Origin of the sequence: Edaphobacter modestus, from assembly GCF_004217555.1 — a bacterium.
Taxonomy (GTDB): domain Bacteria; phylum Acidobacteriota; class Terriglobia; order Terriglobales; family Acidobacteriaceae; genus Edaphobacter; species Edaphobacter modestus.
The window spans coordinates 1,331,776-1,349,037 of sequence record NZ_SHKW01000001.1 but is presented as its reverse complement, the minus strand read 5'-3'; the positions used below and the strand labels follow the sequence as shown (position 1 = coordinate 1,349,037).

Genomic DNA, 17,262 nt, shown 5'->3' with positions numbered 1-17,262 from the left:
GGTGAAAATGTCAAAATTCACGCATGATAAGAATGATGCCCGGAGGACTAAAAAGTGATGGATGCGCGACTGGTGGAAAGGATCGAACAAGCCCGGCGCGAGCTGCGCATTGCAGAAGGTGCCGCAAGCGATGACCAATAGCGAAAAGATCGGCTACAAGAAATGACCGAAGACGGTCTATGGGCTGCCGGAAGAGTCGATGAACCCATCGACGGAGACAACAGCCGTGGAAATGTAAGACTGAAGAAACCACAGCGCATTCCAACATAACAACAGGACTCCAAGTTCTTCCAGTCGCGTTGCTAAGCAATCAGGTGGTACAAGTCTTATAGGCTGCCTCACCTGAGGCGCACAAACGGTAGCCTATCCATGATTCGGTGACGATATAACGGCGATGGTCTGAACATCCAATCTTCTTGCGAAGCTGAGCAATGTAGGCTCGAATGTGTCCGCGCCGGTCATCATCGATTCCCCAGACATCCTGAAAAATGACTCGGTGGGTAAGAATCTGTCCGGCGTGTTCAACGAGACAGCGCAACAGATCAAACTGTAATGGTGAGAGATGAATTACCTGACCACGAACAGTGACGCGATGCATAGAGATATCAATTTGAAAGTCACCCGCAATGAGAGTTCGTTGCGCTTCCGCTCCTTTGACCGGATGACGCCGAAGCTGAACCTGCACCCGGGCATGAAACTCCCGCATGCTAATTGGCTTGATAACATAATCATCGGCACCAGCATTCAATGCCTCGACCTTAATGTTCTCGTCTGTGGGAGCTGAGAGAACAATAATCGGGACGTCAGAGATCTCGCGGAGTTGGCGACAAAACTCAACACCGCTCATCTTCGACATGAATACATCTGCGATCACAAGGTTCGGATGCCAATTTCGGGCGACGGTCATACCTTCCACCCCGTTTGCCGCAACATGCATGAGGTATCCCTGAGATGAAAGATCCGTTTGAAGAATTTTTGTAGTTCGAGGTTCGTCATCTACGATCAGTATCTTAACCATGGAGTGCCTATCACCTCGACTCATTGCCGCTCCTGTCGCGCAACGATGCGGTTGTACATTCCGTCACGGCGATGACTCCGCCTAGTTTCTCGTATACGTTCGCCTGTTTGAAACAAAACCACTCACGCGGTTCTGCGTTTTGCTCAGGTGCGACGATAGTCTCGAAGTTACCGGTCATCACTACGCGTTGGCACCTTACTTCCGTGGAAGGATCTCCGTTATCGACTGACCAATACAAAAGAGTTTCGGCATAGGCGTTGAAATAGATCCTGCATACACCTGTCCATAGCAAACTCATCTTTACCTCAAATTAGGACTACACTCGTTCTGATCGAAACTTCTAAAGTCCGGAACTGGGCAGACGTGGGGCTGGACCGAAGTCGAATTTCAACCCGGTCCAACCGACGCTAGCTGGCTTTGCCTCCACTCGATCTAGAATTCAAGTCGCAAGGCGATTTGTCCCGTCCTGTTCCCCGCGTTTTCTGCCGTTTGAGCTCCTGTAAGCACTCCAAATGAGCTGGAGTTGCTTATGTTGGTTGCAGGAGGCGCGTAGTTCGTACGGTTCAACACGTTGGTAAATGTTGATTCAAAGCGCAGACGCCATGCCTCTCTGAGAGCAATCACCTTCGCTAAACCTGCACTTACTGCGATCGTGCCAGGAGCCTCAAGGATTCCAACTCCCGCATTGCCCACTCGTCCTGCATTGACCGGAGTATGTGCAAACGCATTGATGTTGAAGTAATTGCTCGGCGTGCGATGGTCAGGAATGGGATTACCGACACGGTCAGGACGTACGATCGATCCAGCTGCAGCGGGATTCGTGTTCGTTTGATCGTTGCTTACGCTGTCGGTCGGGGTCAGGTATGGTCCTGTCTCCAGCAGCGTGATCGTGTTGATATTCCAACCGCCGAGGATACCTCCCACGACGGGTGAGGAGTTCAACCACTGCCGTCCTTTGCCGAACGGCAGTTCGTAAGTCCCCGTCACCAATAGACGTTGACGACGTGTTCCAACAACATTGCCGCGGTTTGCGCTGGTGGCGAAACGATTTAGATCCGCCAGTCCGTAACGAGTCTCGCCCTGAAAGGCAGTGGGCGCGTCGCCTTGAGCATCGCTGATGTTATGAGCCCACGTGTAATTGGCCTGATAGGCCAGGCCCCTGGCCATTCTATGTGAGGCCTCCAACTCCAACGCCTGATAGTTCTGATTTCCCAGGTTATACGTTGAGTAAATGACTCCCCAGTTTGGGAACGGAACAGCCGCGGGATTGTAGGCCGTGGTGCTGGGTTTCGTTTGATTCAGGTTTGCTGTGACGGGAAGCCGGTAGGAGTTCATTCCCACATAGCTGACCCTCAGCGAGGTATTGGAGGTCAACTCACGCTCGATCGTGACGTTCCACTGTGCCGTTTGCGCGTCGCGGTAGTGAGGATCGGTAGCTTGTTCGAGCGTTCCGCCTCCAAACTGCAGTCCGGCACCCGGAGGGGTAACGTTTGGAAACGTGAAAACCGGGGTACCGTTGTTGTTGTTCGCCCAGGTATTGACGACTGCCTGCGGATTGCTTTCGTTGTTGTTCTGGAGTTGGCCGAGAGCGGTTACGGTGAAGATACCAAAGCCAGCACGAATGACCGTCCTGTTGTCCTTGAAGGGACGATACGCAACGCTCAAACGTGGATCGAAGTTACGGAGATACGTCTGCCGCAGGCCTGCCGGCAGTTGAGCCTGGCTATTCGACACAACGGGAGTACATGTGCTTGGATTGACACCTGCCAGTCCGCAGGCATTGAACGATGCCAGGAAGGCCGGGGCTGGTTTGAGACCGTTCAGCAAGATATCGTTGACAATGATCGCACCCTGCCCATTCGAACCTGGACCGGTGTAGTTAGGATCGAAGTTAGCCTGAATTCCGTTTTTATCGACAAAGGGAGGAAGCAGTTCCCAACGAAGACCGAAGTTAATGGTCAAACGATCGTTGACTTGCCACTGGTCTTGGCCGTAGATACCTGTCTGAAGGCCACCCGCATTATCTCTCGGCCCCGTGACGGCAAAGTATGTCGTATTGGGAGCACCAAGAAGAAAATCGCCGAAGGCATTTCCAGTAAATACCCCCTGATTGAATGTGAACAGTCCGTAGTCATCAGAGGGCGTTTCGATCTCGGGCACGGCGAAACGCACCCACCGGAAATCTACACCGGCGCGAATTGTATGTCTGCCGCGGTTATAGGTGAGGTTGTCTGCGATCTGCTTCGTCGTGGACTCGGTAGGTCCCACGTGATCTCGGCCGATCGGAGTGAAACTGGTTCCATCGGAAAAGACAATAGAGGGAAAGCCCTGGTCTAACGGATGGTTCGAAACATTGACACCCTGATCACCGCCCACTTGAATATTCAACCCCTGCAGAGCTGCGGCGCCTTGAATCGCGAAGTTGGGCGCCAGGATGCTATCAGTAAATCCATAGCGAAACTCGTTCAGAAGATGGCTGCTGATCACGTAGTTGTGCGAGACCAGGAAGCTCCGGTCATGCTCGGTATCCACATCGTTTGGCAAGAGCGGATTAACCACATTTACCGTGAGGTTCTTTCGATTGAATCGCGCATACACCTGCTGTTTCGAGTTAATGACCTGATCGATTCTGGCATCGAAACCGTCTGTATTCGAAGGAATCGGTACCAAGGTCTGATAGTTGACAGAACCATTCGAAGTAGTCAGGTTGGGCAGCGGGTAGAACTGATTTAACAGGGCCGTAGCAGTGGGGTTGATATTTGTAATTGTGCTGTTTTGATAGTTCTGGCCCGTGAAAGGGTTTCTCAAAGTGGAGGTAAGCGCGCTCAGGTTTCCCGCTCTTTCGTCTGCAGTGGGCACCGTATATTGCTGTGCCTGCGAGGTCCGTCTCCGGTTCCCTTCGTAGTCGAAAAAGAAGAACGTCCTGTTATGGCCGTTGTAAAGATGAGGAATCGACAGCGGACCGCCGATGCTGCCTCCGAAGGTGTTGAAATGTTTCGGCGCTTTCTGCGTAAAATTCAGGACGCGAGCATCAAGCGCATCATTCTGGAGATACTCGAAGAGACTCCCATGAAATTGATTCGTTCCTCCCTTGGTCGTAAACGTCACATCGCCAACCTGGGAGAACTCTGCATTGTTGTTGAAGGCCGTAACCTTCAGCTCTGCGATCCCTTCGGACGATGGATAAGGGTTGGCGCCCGCAGCACTGGTGAAGACATTCGCCGTCGAGATGCCATCCACGGAGAAGCCGATCTGGTTCGCAGTCGCACCACCTATAGCGGTATTTCCCTGGCTGTCCTGCTGCACATTCGGAGAAGTCGCCAATGCGGCCAACGGACTAGTCGTGGATGCACGGAAGTTCAGTGGCAGCTGGCCAATTTGGGCCGTATTTTTTGAATCTCCAATCACGCCATTTTCAGTATTAATCTGGTTTCCGGATGAGGTAACCTCGACCGTGGTTGCCTCAGCGGCAATCTTCATATCGAGCGTAAATCGAAGATCCTGCCTTGCAGCCAGTGTAATGTTGGCCACGACTGTATCGGCGAAACCATCGTGCTGAGCGCGAAGACTGTATTTGCCCGCCAGAACATTCTCTAGGGAGTAGCTGCCGGTAGCGTCAGTCTTCACAACGCGATCGGTATTCACATCGATACTGTGCAGCGTGATCTGCGCATCCGTGATTTCAGCGCCAGAGGCATCCTGAGCGATCCCTCGAATACTCCCGAATGTAGACTGAGCTCCTACACGTGGGGCAGCCATAAAGAGCATGCCTAACAAAACAATGAACGAACCTAATAAATGACTCTTCCGGACTCCCTGCGAGGAAAGGATTCGTGAACGCGCTTTATTTCTTTCACGGGAAGCTGCGGTCTGTTGCTCAAATAAAAGTACTGCCTCCAAATGCAAACACATCAAAGAATGTGCGGTAACGGGCGAAGCGGGACGTATGGTTCCTCTGGGAGAGGCCATGAGTGTTCTCCTAATCTGCCGAATCAATTAGCGGCTATGTCTCATGACAACTTCTCTCCCATAACTGTGGCATAACTAAACGATCCCAGTTTTACGGTTTACTTATAACTTTTTTAACTTCGGGGTAAAGGTCTGTCAAAATACTCGCCCCAAGGGCTTGTTTTTTCGAAGAGAAGAATCGCGAATGTACGTTCCCATAGATCCCTGTCATTTCAGATTGTTAGTGCATCTAGGCCCTTTTAACTTTTACGCTTTGTTTACAACTTTTTTAGTTCTTGGCCGAATATCGAGACTACTTCCAAATAGTTTGGCGATATTCTGATCCTTCGAGATGAGATACACGCATGTAGCCAGGCGTCTGCTCCGCACTCTCGCGATCGGCCCGATCGTAGCGCTAGTAACGACAGTTGTTTACGATAGTCACGGTAAGGCGCTGACTGCGGGACTTATCGATCTCGTTCTCGTTATGCTGATCGCATTTCGATGGGGATTTATTGACGCAGCAGTTGCTTCGGTGCTTTCGGTTGGATGTTTGGACTACTTCTACATGGTCCCGATCTTCTCTCTGTACGCACGCGAACCTCAGGACTGGATTTCATCCGGAATATTTGTGGCTATCGCTTTGGCCGCAGGCCATTTTGCCGACCGCATCAAGCAGAAGGCTGCACAGACCGAGAGTGAGCGAACGCGACTGGAAAGACTTTACCTTACAAGTCGGGACATCATCATCATGGACCGGAGTAAGGAAGTTGGCGCGCAACTTACGCATCTGATCGCTGATACTTTCAAGGTTGATGCCGTGGCTCTATGGGACGCCCGCGAGGTTCGGATGGATAAAGCTGGTAAAGAAGCCATTCCCGATGACGAGGTACGTGCCACCTATTTCCACGAGCTTTGCGAAAACGATTTTAGTGCATGCAGATTTAAACGAGTATTGAGACTTGGCACGAGACCTGTCGGTGCACTCTATATCAAAGGCTCTCATCTTGAAAGCCATCTCGATCCTCGATCCGTGGACGCGATTGCTTCCCTCTCGGCAATCGCCCTGGAAAGGGCGCACTCGTTTATAGCGGAGAGCAATGCCGAAGCCGCCAAGAGGAGCGAGCAGCTGCGAACCGCGGTTCTCGACGGGCTCGCCCATGCCTTCAAAACGCCATTGGCGACCATTCAGAGTGCCAGTTCAGGATTGCTCGAGATCAGCAACCTCGAGTATGCAGAAAGAGAACTTGTGTCTCTCATTGATGAGGAAACGACTCGTCTGGCGAAGCTGACCAACCAGATACTTCAAACCGCAAAATTGGATGAGGGGCAATTGGAGGTGGATCACGAGAAGATCTATCTGACGGAATTGGTTGAACTTTATAAGGAACAGTATGCGAACCGTCTGGAAGATCATCCGTTGAGCATTGTCCATGAGGTTGGGAGGTACTACCTGTGGGCCGATGCCCGTATGCTTCAGATGGCACTCTTTCAACTACTCGACAACGCCTCGAAGTACGCAAGCCCTAAGTCGCGAATTACCTTTCGCATCGCGTCCACCGATACTGAAGTCGTGTTCAGCGTTCAGAATGAAGGGTCTTTCATCGCTCCCGAAGAGAGATTGCGCATCTTTCAGCGTTTTTACCGAGCTCCGGGCTCGCAATACAAGGCTTCCGGGACTGGCATAGGCCTGTCCGTAACCAAACGAATCGTGGAAGCTCATCGTGGCCGGGTGTGGGTAGAAAGCGATCCAGAAGCGATTACAACGTTCTTTCTGGCACTACCGCACGTACGTATGGAAGTTTGACATGGACGAATCACAAGGAAGATTGCTGATTGTAGAAGACGATTCCGCGCTACGACGAAGCCTGCGCACTACCCTCGGTTCCCTCGGTTTCGATGTAGCAGAGGCGAGTAATGGAGAGGAGGCCCTGACGAGCGTACGCATGACGGAATTTGAGGCCATCATTCTCGACATCAACATGCCGGGAATAGGAGGCATTGAGGCCTGCCGTCGTATCCGGCGTATCTTGACCAAGACACCGATTCTCGTGCTGACGGTCCGAGATAGCGAAGATGACAAAGTGGATGCATTAGAGGCCGGGGCCGATGACTATGTGACCAAACCATTTCGGACACGGGAGTTGACGGCCAGAATCCGCGCTGCTATCCGTCGATTTAGGGCACCTGAAACACCTGAGGAGATGACGATCGTCAACGGAGCCATCCTGCTGGATCCTGTCCGTCGCCGCGTCGAACGGTCTGGGACTGAGGTACACCTGACACCACGCGAATTTGATGCTCTCGCTTTTCTGATGGCACGCGCCGGCCGTCCAGTCACACACGCCCGATTGCTTGCTGTCTTGCGGGGTCCTGGCTTCGGAGATGAACGCAGCTATCTGCGAGTCCTGATCGGTCAACTGCGAAAAAAACTAGAAGACGACGCCGCCAATCCGACCTATCTCCTGACTGATAGTTACATCGGATACCGATTTCGTGCTCCATAATTGGCTCGCCTCACCCGGGGTCAGCGAATGGAGCCGCGTTTGCGGCGGATGCGGTCAGACTATGTAAATTGAATCGATTTTCGAGTGCAACAGGCTCAGAGATATTGAGTTAACAAAAAGAGCGAACGTCGACCCCTGACGCTTCGGCAGCCCATGAGGTCCAAAGTGACGCCTAGCGTCCACCGCGCTACCGGCTTCCTTCAAACGCCCTTCTCGTCATTCACTTCACTTCTGGATCGTGGGCACCTCGGAAGTTGACATCTGGATGTATAGTCGGCTTCTCGTCGATATAGGCCCCCGGATGAAAGATCTGAAGCTATCAAGCTTTCCAAACCGTCATGATTAAGCCTCCAAGTACGATAAAAGCTCCACCGACGAAGATCGGCTTGCTGGGCGTCTGATGAAATTGAACCTTGGCTACAACCTGGGCGACCAGGAAAAAAAACACCACATAGACCCCCAGGAGCTTGCCAAAATTGACCCTGGAAGAATTCAGGAAGAGGCTGTAAGAACCAGCACGATGGTTCCGGTGATAAACCAACCAAACCGTTTTGATCCCGATGAGTGATAGAGCCCGGATTGGAAGCAGGCGTCACCCTGTACCTCAAGGTACGCAGCGATGACCAGGACGAGAAAAAGATCCAATGGGAGTAGAGAGAAGTTGGCCAAACTGAATCACGCGGTCCTCGTTTCGTTCGCTGAAAGAAAATATGCGCGCCTACCTTTTAGGGGCTTTTCGGGGTGTGCAACAACTTGCGACCGCCTGGTCATTCAGGCCCCCGATTTGGTGAAAGATCCCCTCGCCACAGGTCTCAAGCGTGTCGCAATGACAGTTGCTCATAATGTCGCGGAGCAATTTGGGCCGTATTCTTTGAATCTCCAATCACGCCATTTTCAGTATTAATCCGGTTTCCGGATGAGGTAATGATGGGTTGGAACGTCGTCGGCGCTATGTTGTAGTCCGCGTCAGGCACGGGCAGCTCGGCCGGCTCCGGCTTTGCTCGGAAGTGTTCCGCGATCTTCTGTTTGTCACTCCGCCGACCGTACCGACCGCACATGCGCTACTCCATTACGACCATCAATCCGCTTCTAAGCCTTCGAGAAGAGTTTACGCCCCGTCCGATCACACTTTGGACCGCCCACCTTAGAGAGTGTGGAAGTTCAGATACGGACCATGCGCTTTTCTAAGACATCCGTTGCACCCAAGATCCAGTTAACATGATCCAGCTTCTTTAGGGATGCCGCGCTGCCCTCATTGCCATCGCGTGCGATTCTAAGGATTTCAGAGAAATTGGTAATGTAAGCCGCACGCTCGCGGATCTCGTCCACGTGCTGCCTCACACCAGACTTGGGCGGAAAGAGGAATTTCGACTCATGGAAGGCCCTGTAGAACGCGCTCACTGTCTCTTTCTGATCCAGTCCGCCTTCCCACGTGACCAACACTCTACGGCTCTGTTGCATTAACGGGGGTGTCGTAGTCTGGAGTGGTTCGCCGAGGAGCCTTGTTCATGTTCAAGCGCCGTCGTTTCCCTGTGGATATCATCCTCGTGTGCGTTCGCAGGTACTGCAAGTATGGGATAAGCTACCGGGATCTGGCGGAGATGATGCAGGAACGCGGCGTAGACGTGGATCCGACCACGATCATGTACTGGGTTCATCGCTACGCGCCTTAGCTTGAGAAGCGGGTCCGCTGGTACCAGGAGGTACCGTGCGACCTCGTGGCGAGTGGACGAGACGTATGTGAATGTCGACGGCCACTGGAGTACCTGTTCCGGGCCGTCGACAAGCATGGCCGGTTGAGCCCGTCTTCATGGTCGTTGACGTAGATGGCGGCGGTGATGTGCATGGGCGAGACGAAGCAGAGCCCGTCGTCGATACCGCTGCGGCGCACGATCTCCTCGACCTGGGGTGTGATGTGGACCATCTCGTAGCGCTCGCGAGTGTTAAGGGTGAGGTATTCGGTGTGGGCTTTGGTCTGCGGCATGGATTCGGCTCCCGGAGATAGATCTTCATCTAAGGGAGCACACTTTCGATGTGGAGGGGCGGGCAACCAATATCGGTCCAAATGAGTCGTATTTCTACGCCGATTCTCGTTATGGAATGTGCGGAACTTGCTGCTAGAATCGAGCAAACGCCCACAACTGACATTTTCAGAACGCGGCAAAGGGAGAGATTAGAGAGATGGCTTATGTGATTGCAGAACCTTGCATCGGGACCAAGGATTCGGCCTGTGTGGACGCCTGCCCGGTCGATTGTATCCACCCGAAGAAGGACGAGGCGGGCTACACCGAGTCGACACAGCTGTTCATCGACCCCGTCGAGTGTATCGACTGCGGCGCGTGCGTTCCCGTGTGTCCGGTCTCGGCGATCTACGCCGGTGACGACCTTCCGGAGAAGTGGGCCGATTTCCAGCAGAAGGCGTCCGACCACTACGGTCGCTAAGCCTTATCCGCGATTGCGGAGGAGATGGACCAGGACGCGTGGCTCAAGCCGCGCGTCTTTTCCTTTTTGGAATGTGGGTGAGCTGAGGAATGACGCAACGGCAGAGTGAAGCAATTGTGCTGCGGACCTGGCCGTTCGAAGAGGCAGACCTGCTAGTAAGCCTGCTGACGCGTGAACAGGGCCGCATCAAGGGCGTTGCGCGGCATGCCATGCGGTCGAGGCGGCGATTTGGTGGGGCGCTGGAGCCGATGACCTATGTTCGCGCCAGCTACGCAGAGAAGCCCAGGCAGGAGCTGGTAAGGCTGGATGGTTTCGAAATCCTGTGGTCGCCCCTGGCGGATCCTGTGGACTATGGGCGGACTGCCGCTTTGGAATTTGTCGCCGAGGTTCTGGAGGAGGCGCTTCCGGAGCAGGCTCCGGAGGACGCTGTCTTCCGGCTGGCGTTGACGACGATCGAGGAGATGCGGGTGGGACGGGTGTGGATGCCGGTCACTTACTTCGCGTTGTGGATGAGCCGGTTGATGGGATGGATGCCATCGCTGGCCCACTGTACCGTGTGCGGACTGGATCTCCGTGGCCAGAGGGTGTGGTACTCAACCGCCTCCGATGGGATAACGTGCGGAGAGGACCGGCGCGGCGAGAGTGCTTCGCTACCCCCGGGCACGGTCGCGGAAGCTGTCAGGTTTTTCCGCTCCACCGTGGCGGAGCTGGCGAAGGAGGAGTGGCCGAAGACAAGGGCGGCCGATCTGCGTCAGTTTGCCGTCGCGTTACTCGAACGGCATCTGGAGAGAAGGATCAAGAGTGCCCGGGCGCTCGAGAGAGCGTGATGCGAAGCCGCTCAGGAGAGCGCTTCCGTGAGGCGAACCATCATCTTCGTGTCACGAATCGTGATTCCACCGGCATCGTGCGAGACCAGAGCGAGCCGCACCCGGTTGTAGCGAATCTCGATGTCAGGATGGTGGCCAGCCGCTTCGGCCAGTTCGGCGACCTGATTGACGAAGGCTATTGCCTGAACGAAGTCTTTGAAGGTCCAGTCGCGGACAAGCTTTCCTGAGTCGAGTTTCCAGTCGGGGTTTTCCTTCAGCCGGGAGTCGATCTCGGCCTGATTGAGGATAGCCATGGTTGCCTCCTGAAAAGTAACACCTACACCCCGCATGCTAGAGCGAGGAAGGGACGCGAAGCAAACGAAGTACATCTGGGGAGGGATTAGAGGGTGGTAAGGGCGTCGAAGCCGGGCTCTTCGGCTCGGCTGCGGATCTTGCTCCAGTTATCGTCGGGAATCCTGAGAAAGACGTCGACAATGGCGGGATCGAACTGGGTTCCGGAGCAACGGGTAATCTCGGTGCGCGCAGCAGCAAAGGAAGTCCCTTTGCGATAAGGCCGGTCCGAGGTCATGGCGTCGAGCGTGTCCGCAATTGCAAAGATTCTTGCCCCTAGGGGAATCTGCGTGCCCTTGAGGCCTCGTGGATAGCCGGTACCATCGAAGCTTTCCTGGTGGGCGTAGACGATCTCCGCGGCGTCGCAAAGGAAGGGAATCTTCCGCAGCATCTCGTACCCGCGCTGACAGTGCTCCCGCATGATGGTTACCTCGGTCTCGTCGAGCCGTCCGGGTTTGAGGAGAATGGAGTCTGGGGTCGCGATCTTGCCGATATCGTGGAGGAATGCGCCGCGGGCGATGGTGCGCAGCTCGTCGGGGCCCACGCCAAAGGCGCGTGCCAGCTCGATGGTATACGCGGTGACGCGCTTGGAGTGACCTTCCGTCTCCTGGTCGCGCAGGTCGAGCGCATCTCCCATCGCTCCAATCGTAATGTCGTAGCTTCGCTCAAGATCCTGCATGATGGCGCGAAGGCGGCTGGTGCGGGTAGAGATAACCTCTTCCAGATGTTGGCGATAGGCGATGTTCTGCCGAAGATGCCGCCGGTGCTCGGCAGCGCGCGCGACCACGCTCTCTAGCTGGCGCCGTTCGAAGGGCTTGATGAGATAGTCGAAGGCGCCGCGCCGAAACGCATTGGTGGCGACCTGGATATCGCGCACGGCGGAGAACATGATAACGGGGAGTTCAGGGTGGTCGGTGGAGAGCCGATCGAGGAGCGCAAGACCATCGGTTCCCGGCATCATGATGTCGGAGAGGACGAGGGAGTAATTGGGATCCTGACTGAGCAGCTCGATGGCTTCCCCGGCTCCCGAAGCCGTCACGGGAAGATAGCCGCCGCGCTCGAGAAGGGTCGCCACGATGCCGCGAACAGGCTCTTCATCGTCGACTACCAGGATTTTTTCCTGCAGCATCAGTTTGTGCGGCTCCTCATCGTCGCGCTCTTCAGGGTATCGGCAGAATCTATCCGGACTTTATCGCGTATTCTACGATGCCCTTCGCGATTTGTAGTTACCACGGAAGGGTCACATGGAGCCTGGCGTATGCAAAGCGGGATTCGCGGTTCCGACGGAGACCAGCGATGCTGCGATGGGGCAAAGACCTGTGGAATTCTGCTTAGCAGGCTTCTTTCTCCTTATTTTTCTTCTCGACCCAACCCGGCTTAGTGACCTGCCGGGCCCGGCCCAGGGCGAGAGCGCCTTCCGGCACGTTTTCCGTGATGCAGCTTCCTGCGGCGATGTAGGAACCGGATTCGATGGTTACGGGAGCGACCAGCGTGGAATCCGAGCCGACGAAGACGTTATCGCCAATCGTGGTCTGGTGCTTGTGAACGCCGTCATAGTTGCAGGTGATGGCTCCGGCACCCACATTGACGCCGCTTCCAATCACGGCGTCTCCAAGATAGTTAAGATGATTCGCCTTCGAACCCGCACCGAGTGTGACTTTCTTCGTCTCAACGAAATTGCCGACGTGCGCGCCCGTACCAATCCGGCTCTCGGGCCGGAGATGGGCATAAGGCCCCAGAATTGCGGAGTCGGCGATGGTGGCCGAATCCATGATGCAGCCGTTGCGGACGGTGACGCTATCGCCGATGACCGTGTCCTGGATCACCGAATAGGAGCGGATGCGGCACTCCGAGCCTATCTTTGTCGCCCCAAGAAGCTGAACGTAAGGTTCGATCACGGTATCGGGACCAACAGTGACTTCGGAATCGATGACGGTGGTCTCGGGCCGGAAGATGGTGACGCCTGCGACCATCAGACGCCGCGCGGTAACCAGACGCATGGCGGCGTCGAGCTGCATCATCTCGGCGATGGTGTTGGCTCCGAGAACCTCGTCGACGCTTTCGGCCTTCACGGCGACAACGCGCTGGCTGTCAGCGACGAGCATGGCGGCAACGTCGGTCAGGTAGAACTCTCCATGGGCGTTGTCGGTGCTGAGAAGGTCGAGCTTCTCGAATAACGCCGCGGTATGGAAGCAGTAGATTCCCGAGTTGATCTCCGAGGTGGCGAGCTGATCGGGTGCCAGCGACTTCTGCTCGACGATGGCGCTAACCTCCGGACGACCCGGCGCAAGGCGAAGGACGCGACCATAGCCTGTGGGATCAGGAGGAACGGCCGTAAGGATCGTCATGGCCGCATGTTCCCGAAGATGAATGTCGCAGATTGCGGTAATAGTCTCCGGGCGAATGAGCGGGACGTCGCCGGAGAGAACGAGAAGGTTCTCAGGGACGGGTAATCCCGACAGCACAAAAAACGCCTTCACCATCTGCAGGGCATGCCCGGTCCCACGCTGTTCAGGTTGAAGCACAAACCGGACGCCTGTGGACTCTACCGCAGCGCGGACGCGATCGGCCTCATGTCCGATGACGCAGTAGATACGATCGGCGGAGACGACCTTCTCCGCGGCGGCGATGACATGGAGGAGAAGGGCGCGGCCCCCGATCTCGTGAAGGACCTTGGGGCGCTTGCTCTTGAGCCTGGTGCCCTTGCCGGCAGCCATAATGGCAATGGAGAATGCTGAAGTATCCATCTGACGTTAGTTTCTCATGAACGTAAAGGTGGACGGCGTAATGCCGCGTATTAGGTGAGTTTCCGCCTAATGAAGTCAGCGCCCGGTTTGACATTGTATGTACGGGAGATAGCGGCTCCGGTAGGCGTAAAACAGTCCCTGCTGGTTCCTCTGCTGGCAGCGCAGGATGCCTGCAAAAACGACCGTCCGGTGCTCGGGAACATTCAGCTTGAGACGTTCAAGATCGCCGTGCAGGTTGCGCGTCCGTAGATTCCTGATGATGCAGAGGCGGCGATCCTTGAAGAGATCAAAGATATTCAGGGCCGCCTGTGATTCGCGCCCGATAAGGCATCCGCGCAATAGGCGGCAAAAGGAACGGAGATTACTCCGTTCCTTTGCCCGGAGGTGGGGGAATCGCAATGTCAATCTCTGTGACTTTGCCGAGGGTATCGAGCGGGGGTTTGATCCCAGCCTGGTTGCCGACAATGACGATCCCCAGCTTGGATGGATCGACATACTTGTTGGCGACCCTGGAGACATCGGCGGCGGTGACGTGTTCGATTCCGGTTTTGTACTTTTCGAGGAAGTCAGAGGGATAGCCGTAGAAGGCGAGCGTGACCTGCTCATTGAGGATCTTCTCGGGCGAATCGTAGTGGAAGATGAAGGAATTCAGGAGCTGGTCCTTCGCCTTGGAGAGCTCAGAGATTGTCGGCGGATCGGTCTTCAGGCGATTGACTTCATCGAGCATCGCTTTGGTTGCGGCCACGGTGCTTTCGCTCTTGGTGCCGGCCTGGATGTAGAAGATACCGGGGTGATCGTACGATGCGCTGAAGTTACCGCCTACATCGTAGGCGAGGCCTAGTTTGGTGCGGACGTTCTGGACGATGCGCGAGCCGAAGCCGCCGGAGAAGACCTCGTTCATCACGGAGAGGGCGTAGTAGTCAGGATTGCGGCGCTCCGTTCCAAGGCCCACGATGAGGACGTTGGATTGGTTGACGTCGTCTTTTTCGGCGAAGCGAACGCCCGGCTTCGGATCGGTGAAAGTGAACTTTTCGGGAGTGGTGGCAGGACCGCGGGAGAGAGGCTCGAGAGCGGCGCGGAGTTTGCGCTCCATCTCTGCTGAGTTGAAGTCGCCCGAGACCGAGACGATCATGCCGTTGGGGACGACGGTGCGATCGTGCCAGGCCTTCAGGTCATCCACGGTAACGGCGGCGACGGTGGCGTATTCAGGCTGACGGGCAAACGGGCTTTCGGGGCCATAGACCAGCTTGATAGCCTCGCGCACAGCAATGCCGCTGGCGTCGTCGTTCCGTCTGGAGATACCCGTGTCGAGCTGACGCTGGGCCAGCGCGAGCTTGTCGGCCTTGAACACAGGATGCAGGAGCAGGTCGACTGCCGACGCAAAGACCGTATCGAAATCGCCCTTGAGACTGGACCAGTGCAGGGAAGTATTGGCGGAGCCACCCGACGTCTCGATGTGAGCGGCCTTGGATTCAAGCTGGTCGTCGAGCGTGTCGCCGTCCGTAGTAGCGGTTCCGCTGGTACGCCAGGCCTCGCCATACATGGACACGAGGCCAACCTTAGCCGCGGGCTCGTCACGGCTGCCGCCGCGGATGAGTATGCCTCCGTTGATGAACGGAAGCTCATGGTCTTCCTGGAGGAAGATGACCAGACCGTTCGAGAGCTCGATGCGTTTGGGCTGCGCCGGCTTGAACTCGTGCAAAGGAGGAATTGGAATCTTCTTCCACGGCTGCTGCGCGACGGTTGCCGATGCGGCCGGCTTCGTTGGAGCGGCGGCCGCCTGCGCGAAAGAGAGAGAGGGCAAGAGAAAGGTGGCGGCGACGGCTGCTGCCATCAGCGTCCAGCGATAGGGCTTCGGGTTCATGGAACGATTCACTGCGCACCTCCCTGGGTCGTTGCGGCTCTCTTTGGTGCGACGAACTCTATGCGAGTGCTGGTTCGGTTGCTGTCGACGAAGATCTTGTTGGCGACGCGACGAATGTCCGCTTTGTTCACTGCGTTGATCTTGTCCAGTTCGCGGAAAAGCTGACGCCAGTCGCCGTAGCGGGTCTGGTACTCGGCAAGCTGGTGGGCCAGGCCGTCATTGTCGGCCAGACCGCGGAGCAGCTCGGCGCGGGCGCGAGTCTTGAACCGTTCAAGCTCTGCATCCGAAACGTCCTCGGTCTTGAGGAGATCCAGCTCCCTGTGAATGGCGGTGCGCATCTCTTCCGGTGTGTGGCCGGGCAGGGGCACGGCATAAACAGCAAAGAGGCCGGGGAACTTGTAGCCAGGGAAGCCGGAGAACCCCTCGCCTTCTGCTGCGATCTTCTGATCGCGGACAAGCGATCGGTAAAGACGGGCGGTGCGGCCATTGGAGAAGATGTCGGTGATGGCATCGTAGACGGCATCACCGGGATCGCGGTAGTCGGGGCGATGGTAACCCTCAAGGTAGAAGGGCTGGGTGGCCTCGCGAATGACGACGGACTTCTCGGCGAACTGCGGAGGCTCAACCGTTGTCATCGGGTCAGGCTTCGGACCGGGGGGAATCTTCGAGAAGTAGCGTTCGAGAACAGGCATCGCCTCGGAGGCTTTGAGATCGCCCACGACGGCGACGACGATATTCGAGGGTACGTAGTACTTCTTGTGGAAGGCCTCGGCCTCGGTGGCGCTGACCTGCGAGATCTCGCTCTCCCAGCCGACACCGCTGCGCCCGTAGGAATGGGCCACATAAGCGGTGGCAAGAAACTGCTCGACCATTCGACCAATCGGAGCGGAGTCGATGCGCATGCGCCGCTCCTCCTGCACCACGTCGCGTTCCTTGTAAAACTCACGCTGGACGGGGTGGCCGATGCGCTGGCTCTCCAGGTAAGCCCAAAGCTCGAGGCGATTGGAAGGCATGGACCAGAAATACTGCGTGGAGTCTTCGCCCGTAGAGGCGTTGATTCCGGTGGCCCCGTTCTGTTCGGCGATCTCGGAGAACTGGTTGGGAATGACGTACTTCTGTGCCGCCGCCTGGGCGTCTTCGAATCCCTTTTTGAGATGGTCAAGTTTGGCGGGATCTTGTCCTACGCGCTTGCGGTACTCGTCATCGTAGGCGGAGTAAGCGGCTTCGACCTTCGCGAGGGCTGCTTTTTCGGCAGGGTAGTTGGTGGTCCCGATCTCGGTGGAGCCCTTGAAGGCCATGTGCTCGAACATGTGCGCAAGGCCGCTGTCTCCCTGCGGGTCGTCGGCGGAGCCGGCGTCGACGAGGGTGTAGAAGCTGAAGACCGGAGCCTCGGGACGCTCGCACACGATCAGCGTAAGGCCATTTGGCAGGACCTTGACGGTGGTGCGCTTCTCAAAGCTTGCGAGATCCTGCGCACGCGCGACGCTGCCGAGAGCGAGACCGAGGATAAGGGTTGTGAGCACACGTCGAACAGCCACGCGATTACCTCCAAAGAACTACAACCGAAAGTCTTACTATA

The 17,262-nt window shown here is 56.0% G+C and carries 15 protein-coding genes and 2 pseudogenes; 7 read left to right on the top strand and 10 right to left on the bottom strand.

What is annotated here, in order from left to right:
• Positions 1 to 310 precede the first annotated feature (310 nt).
• Both BDD14_RS05630 and BDD14_RS05625 read right to left on the bottom strand, forming a co-directional pair.
• On the bottom strand, positions 311 to 1,018 hold the full coding sequence (locus BDD14_RS05630; RefSeq protein WP_242617764.1) for a response regulator transcription factor: 708 nt from the start codon (positions 1,016 to 1,018) through the stop codon (positions 311 to 313).
• A 432-nt stretch (positions 1,019 to 1,450) separates the two neighbouring features.
• Positions 1,451 to 4,777 (bottom strand): carboxypeptidase-like regulatory domain-containing protein, encoded by a 3,327-nt coding sequence (locus BDD14_RS05625; RefSeq protein ID WP_242617763.1) that lies wholly within the window; start codon positions 4,775 to 4,777, stop codon positions 1,451 to 1,453.
• A gap of 541 nt (positions 4,778 to 5,318) precedes the next feature.
• Between BDD14_RS05625 and BDD14_RS05620 the strand changes: the two genes are divergently transcribed.
• From BDD14_RS05620 to BDD14_RS31610, 3 genes are all read left to right on the top strand, one after another.
• Positions 5,319 to 6,773: a sensor histidine kinase gene (locus BDD14_RS05620; RefSeq protein WP_130417947.1), complete on the top strand. Its 1,455-nt coding sequence runs from the start codon at positions 5,319 to 5,321 to the stop codon at positions 6,771 to 6,773.
• A gap of 1 nt (position 6,774) precedes the next feature.
• A complete protein-coding gene (locus BDD14_RS05615; protein WP_130417946.1) occupies positions 6,775 to 7,473 on the top strand; it encodes a response regulator transcription factor in 699 nt (232 codons plus the stop codon).
• A gap of 400 nt (positions 7,474 to 7,873) precedes the next feature.
• Positions 7,874 to 8,041, top strand: coding sequence for a hypothetical protein (locus tag BDD14_RS31610; protein WP_165419931.1), 168 nt, complete (start codon positions 7,874 to 7,876; stop codon positions 8,039 to 8,041).
• 244 nt (positions 8,042 to 8,285) lie between these two features.
• Here the strand turns inward: BDD14_RS31610 and BDD14_RS34325 are convergent, their stop codons facing one another.
• Together BDD14_RS34325 and BDD14_RS05610 are read right to left on the bottom strand one after the other, a co-directional pair.
• Complete coding sequence (locus BDD14_RS34325; RefSeq protein ID WP_423201746.1) at positions 8,286 to 8,531, bottom strand: SOS response-associated peptidase family protein; 246 nt, start codon at positions 8,529 to 8,531, stop codon at positions 8,286 to 8,288.
• A 103-nt stretch (positions 8,532 to 8,634) separates the two neighbouring features.
• Entirely contained in the window at positions 8,635 to 8,874 is a 240-nt protein-coding gene (locus tag BDD14_RS05610) for a hypothetical protein (protein WP_130417945.1), read from the bottom strand.
• A 107-nt stretch (positions 8,875 to 8,981) separates the two neighbouring features.
• On the opposite strand from BDD14_RS05610, the pseudogene BDD14_RS32905 reads away from it, so the two are divergent.
• Positions 8,982 to 9,266 (top strand): annotated as a pseudogene (locus BDD14_RS32905) (IS6 family transposase); the annotation flags it as partial.
• Here the strand turns inward: BDD14_RS32905 and BDD14_RS32900 are convergent.
• Positions 9,242 to 9,397 (bottom strand): annotated as a pseudogene (locus tag BDD14_RS32900) (YjbQ family protein); the annotation flags it as partial. The pseudogenes BDD14_RS32905 and BDD14_RS32900 overlap by 25 nt on opposite strands.
• A 257-nt stretch (positions 9,398 to 9,654) precedes the next feature.
• On the opposite strand from BDD14_RS32900, the gene BDD14_RS05595 reads away from it, so the two are divergent.
• The gene (locus tag BDD14_RS05595; RefSeq protein ID WP_130417942.1) at positions 9,655 to 9,915 is read left to right on the top strand and encodes a 4Fe-4S dicluster domain-containing protein; all 261 of its coding nucleotides are present in this window, start codon (positions 9,655 to 9,657) and stop codon (positions 9,913 to 9,915) included.
• 89 nt (positions 9,916 to 10,004) lie between these two features.
• Positions 10,005 to 10,742, top strand: coding sequence for a DNA repair protein RecO (gene recO, locus BDD14_RS05590; protein ID WP_130417941.1), 738 nt, complete (start codon positions 10,005 to 10,007; stop codon positions 10,740 to 10,742).
• An 11-nt stretch (positions 10,743 to 10,753) separates the two neighbouring features.
• On the opposite strand, the gene BDD14_RS05585 is transcribed toward recO, so the two are convergent.
• The 3 genes from BDD14_RS05585 to glmU form a co-directional block, all read right to left on the bottom strand.
• Positions 10,754 to 11,035, bottom strand: a complete 282-nt coding sequence (locus tag BDD14_RS05585) for a 4a-hydroxytetrahydrobiopterin dehydratase (protein WP_130417940.1) — start codon at positions 11,033 to 11,035, stop codon at positions 10,754 to 10,756.
• Positions 11,036 to 11,121: 86 nt separating this feature from the next.
• On the bottom strand, positions 11,122 to 12,201 hold the full coding sequence (locus BDD14_RS05580; protein ID WP_130417939.1) for an HD domain-containing phosphohydrolase: 1,080 nt from the start codon (positions 12,199 to 12,201) through the stop codon (positions 11,122 to 11,124).
• A gap of 202 nt (positions 12,202 to 12,403) precedes the next feature.
• Positions 12,404 to 13,819 carry a bifunctional UDP-N-acetylglucosamine diphosphorylase/glucosamine-1-phosphate N-acetyltransferase GlmU gene (glmU, locus tag BDD14_RS05575; RefSeq protein WP_130417938.1) on the bottom strand — a complete coding sequence of 472 codons (1,416 nt, stop codon included), beginning with the start codon at positions 13,817 to 13,819 and terminating at the stop codon, positions 12,404 to 12,406.
• Positions 13,820 to 13,888: 69 nt separating this feature from the next.
• Here glmU and BDD14_RS05570 point away from each other — a divergent pair, with 69 nt between their 5' ends.
• The gene (locus tag BDD14_RS05570) at positions 13,889 to 14,068 is read left to right on the top strand and encodes a hypothetical protein (protein ID WP_130417937.1); all 180 of its coding nucleotides are present in this window, start codon (positions 13,889 to 13,891) and stop codon (positions 14,066 to 14,068) included.
• Between the two features lie 112 nt (positions 14,069 to 14,180).
• On the opposite strand, the gene BDD14_RS05565 is transcribed toward BDD14_RS05570, so the two are convergent.
• Both BDD14_RS05565 and BDD14_RS05560 read right to left on the bottom strand, forming a co-directional pair.
• Positions 14,181 to 15,695 (bottom strand): M16 family metallopeptidase, encoded by a 1,515-nt coding sequence (locus BDD14_RS05565; protein WP_242617762.1) that lies wholly within the window; start codon positions 15,693 to 15,695, stop codon positions 14,181 to 14,183.
• The gene (locus tag BDD14_RS05560; RefSeq protein ID WP_242617761.1) at positions 15,692 to 17,221 is read right to left on the bottom strand and encodes a M16 family metallopeptidase; all 1,530 of its coding nucleotides are present in this window, start codon (positions 17,219 to 17,221) and stop codon (positions 15,692 to 15,694) included. The genes BDD14_RS05565 and BDD14_RS05560 overlap by 4 nt, the downstream gene beginning before the upstream one ends.
• Positions 17,222 to 17,262 lie beyond the last annotated feature (41 nt).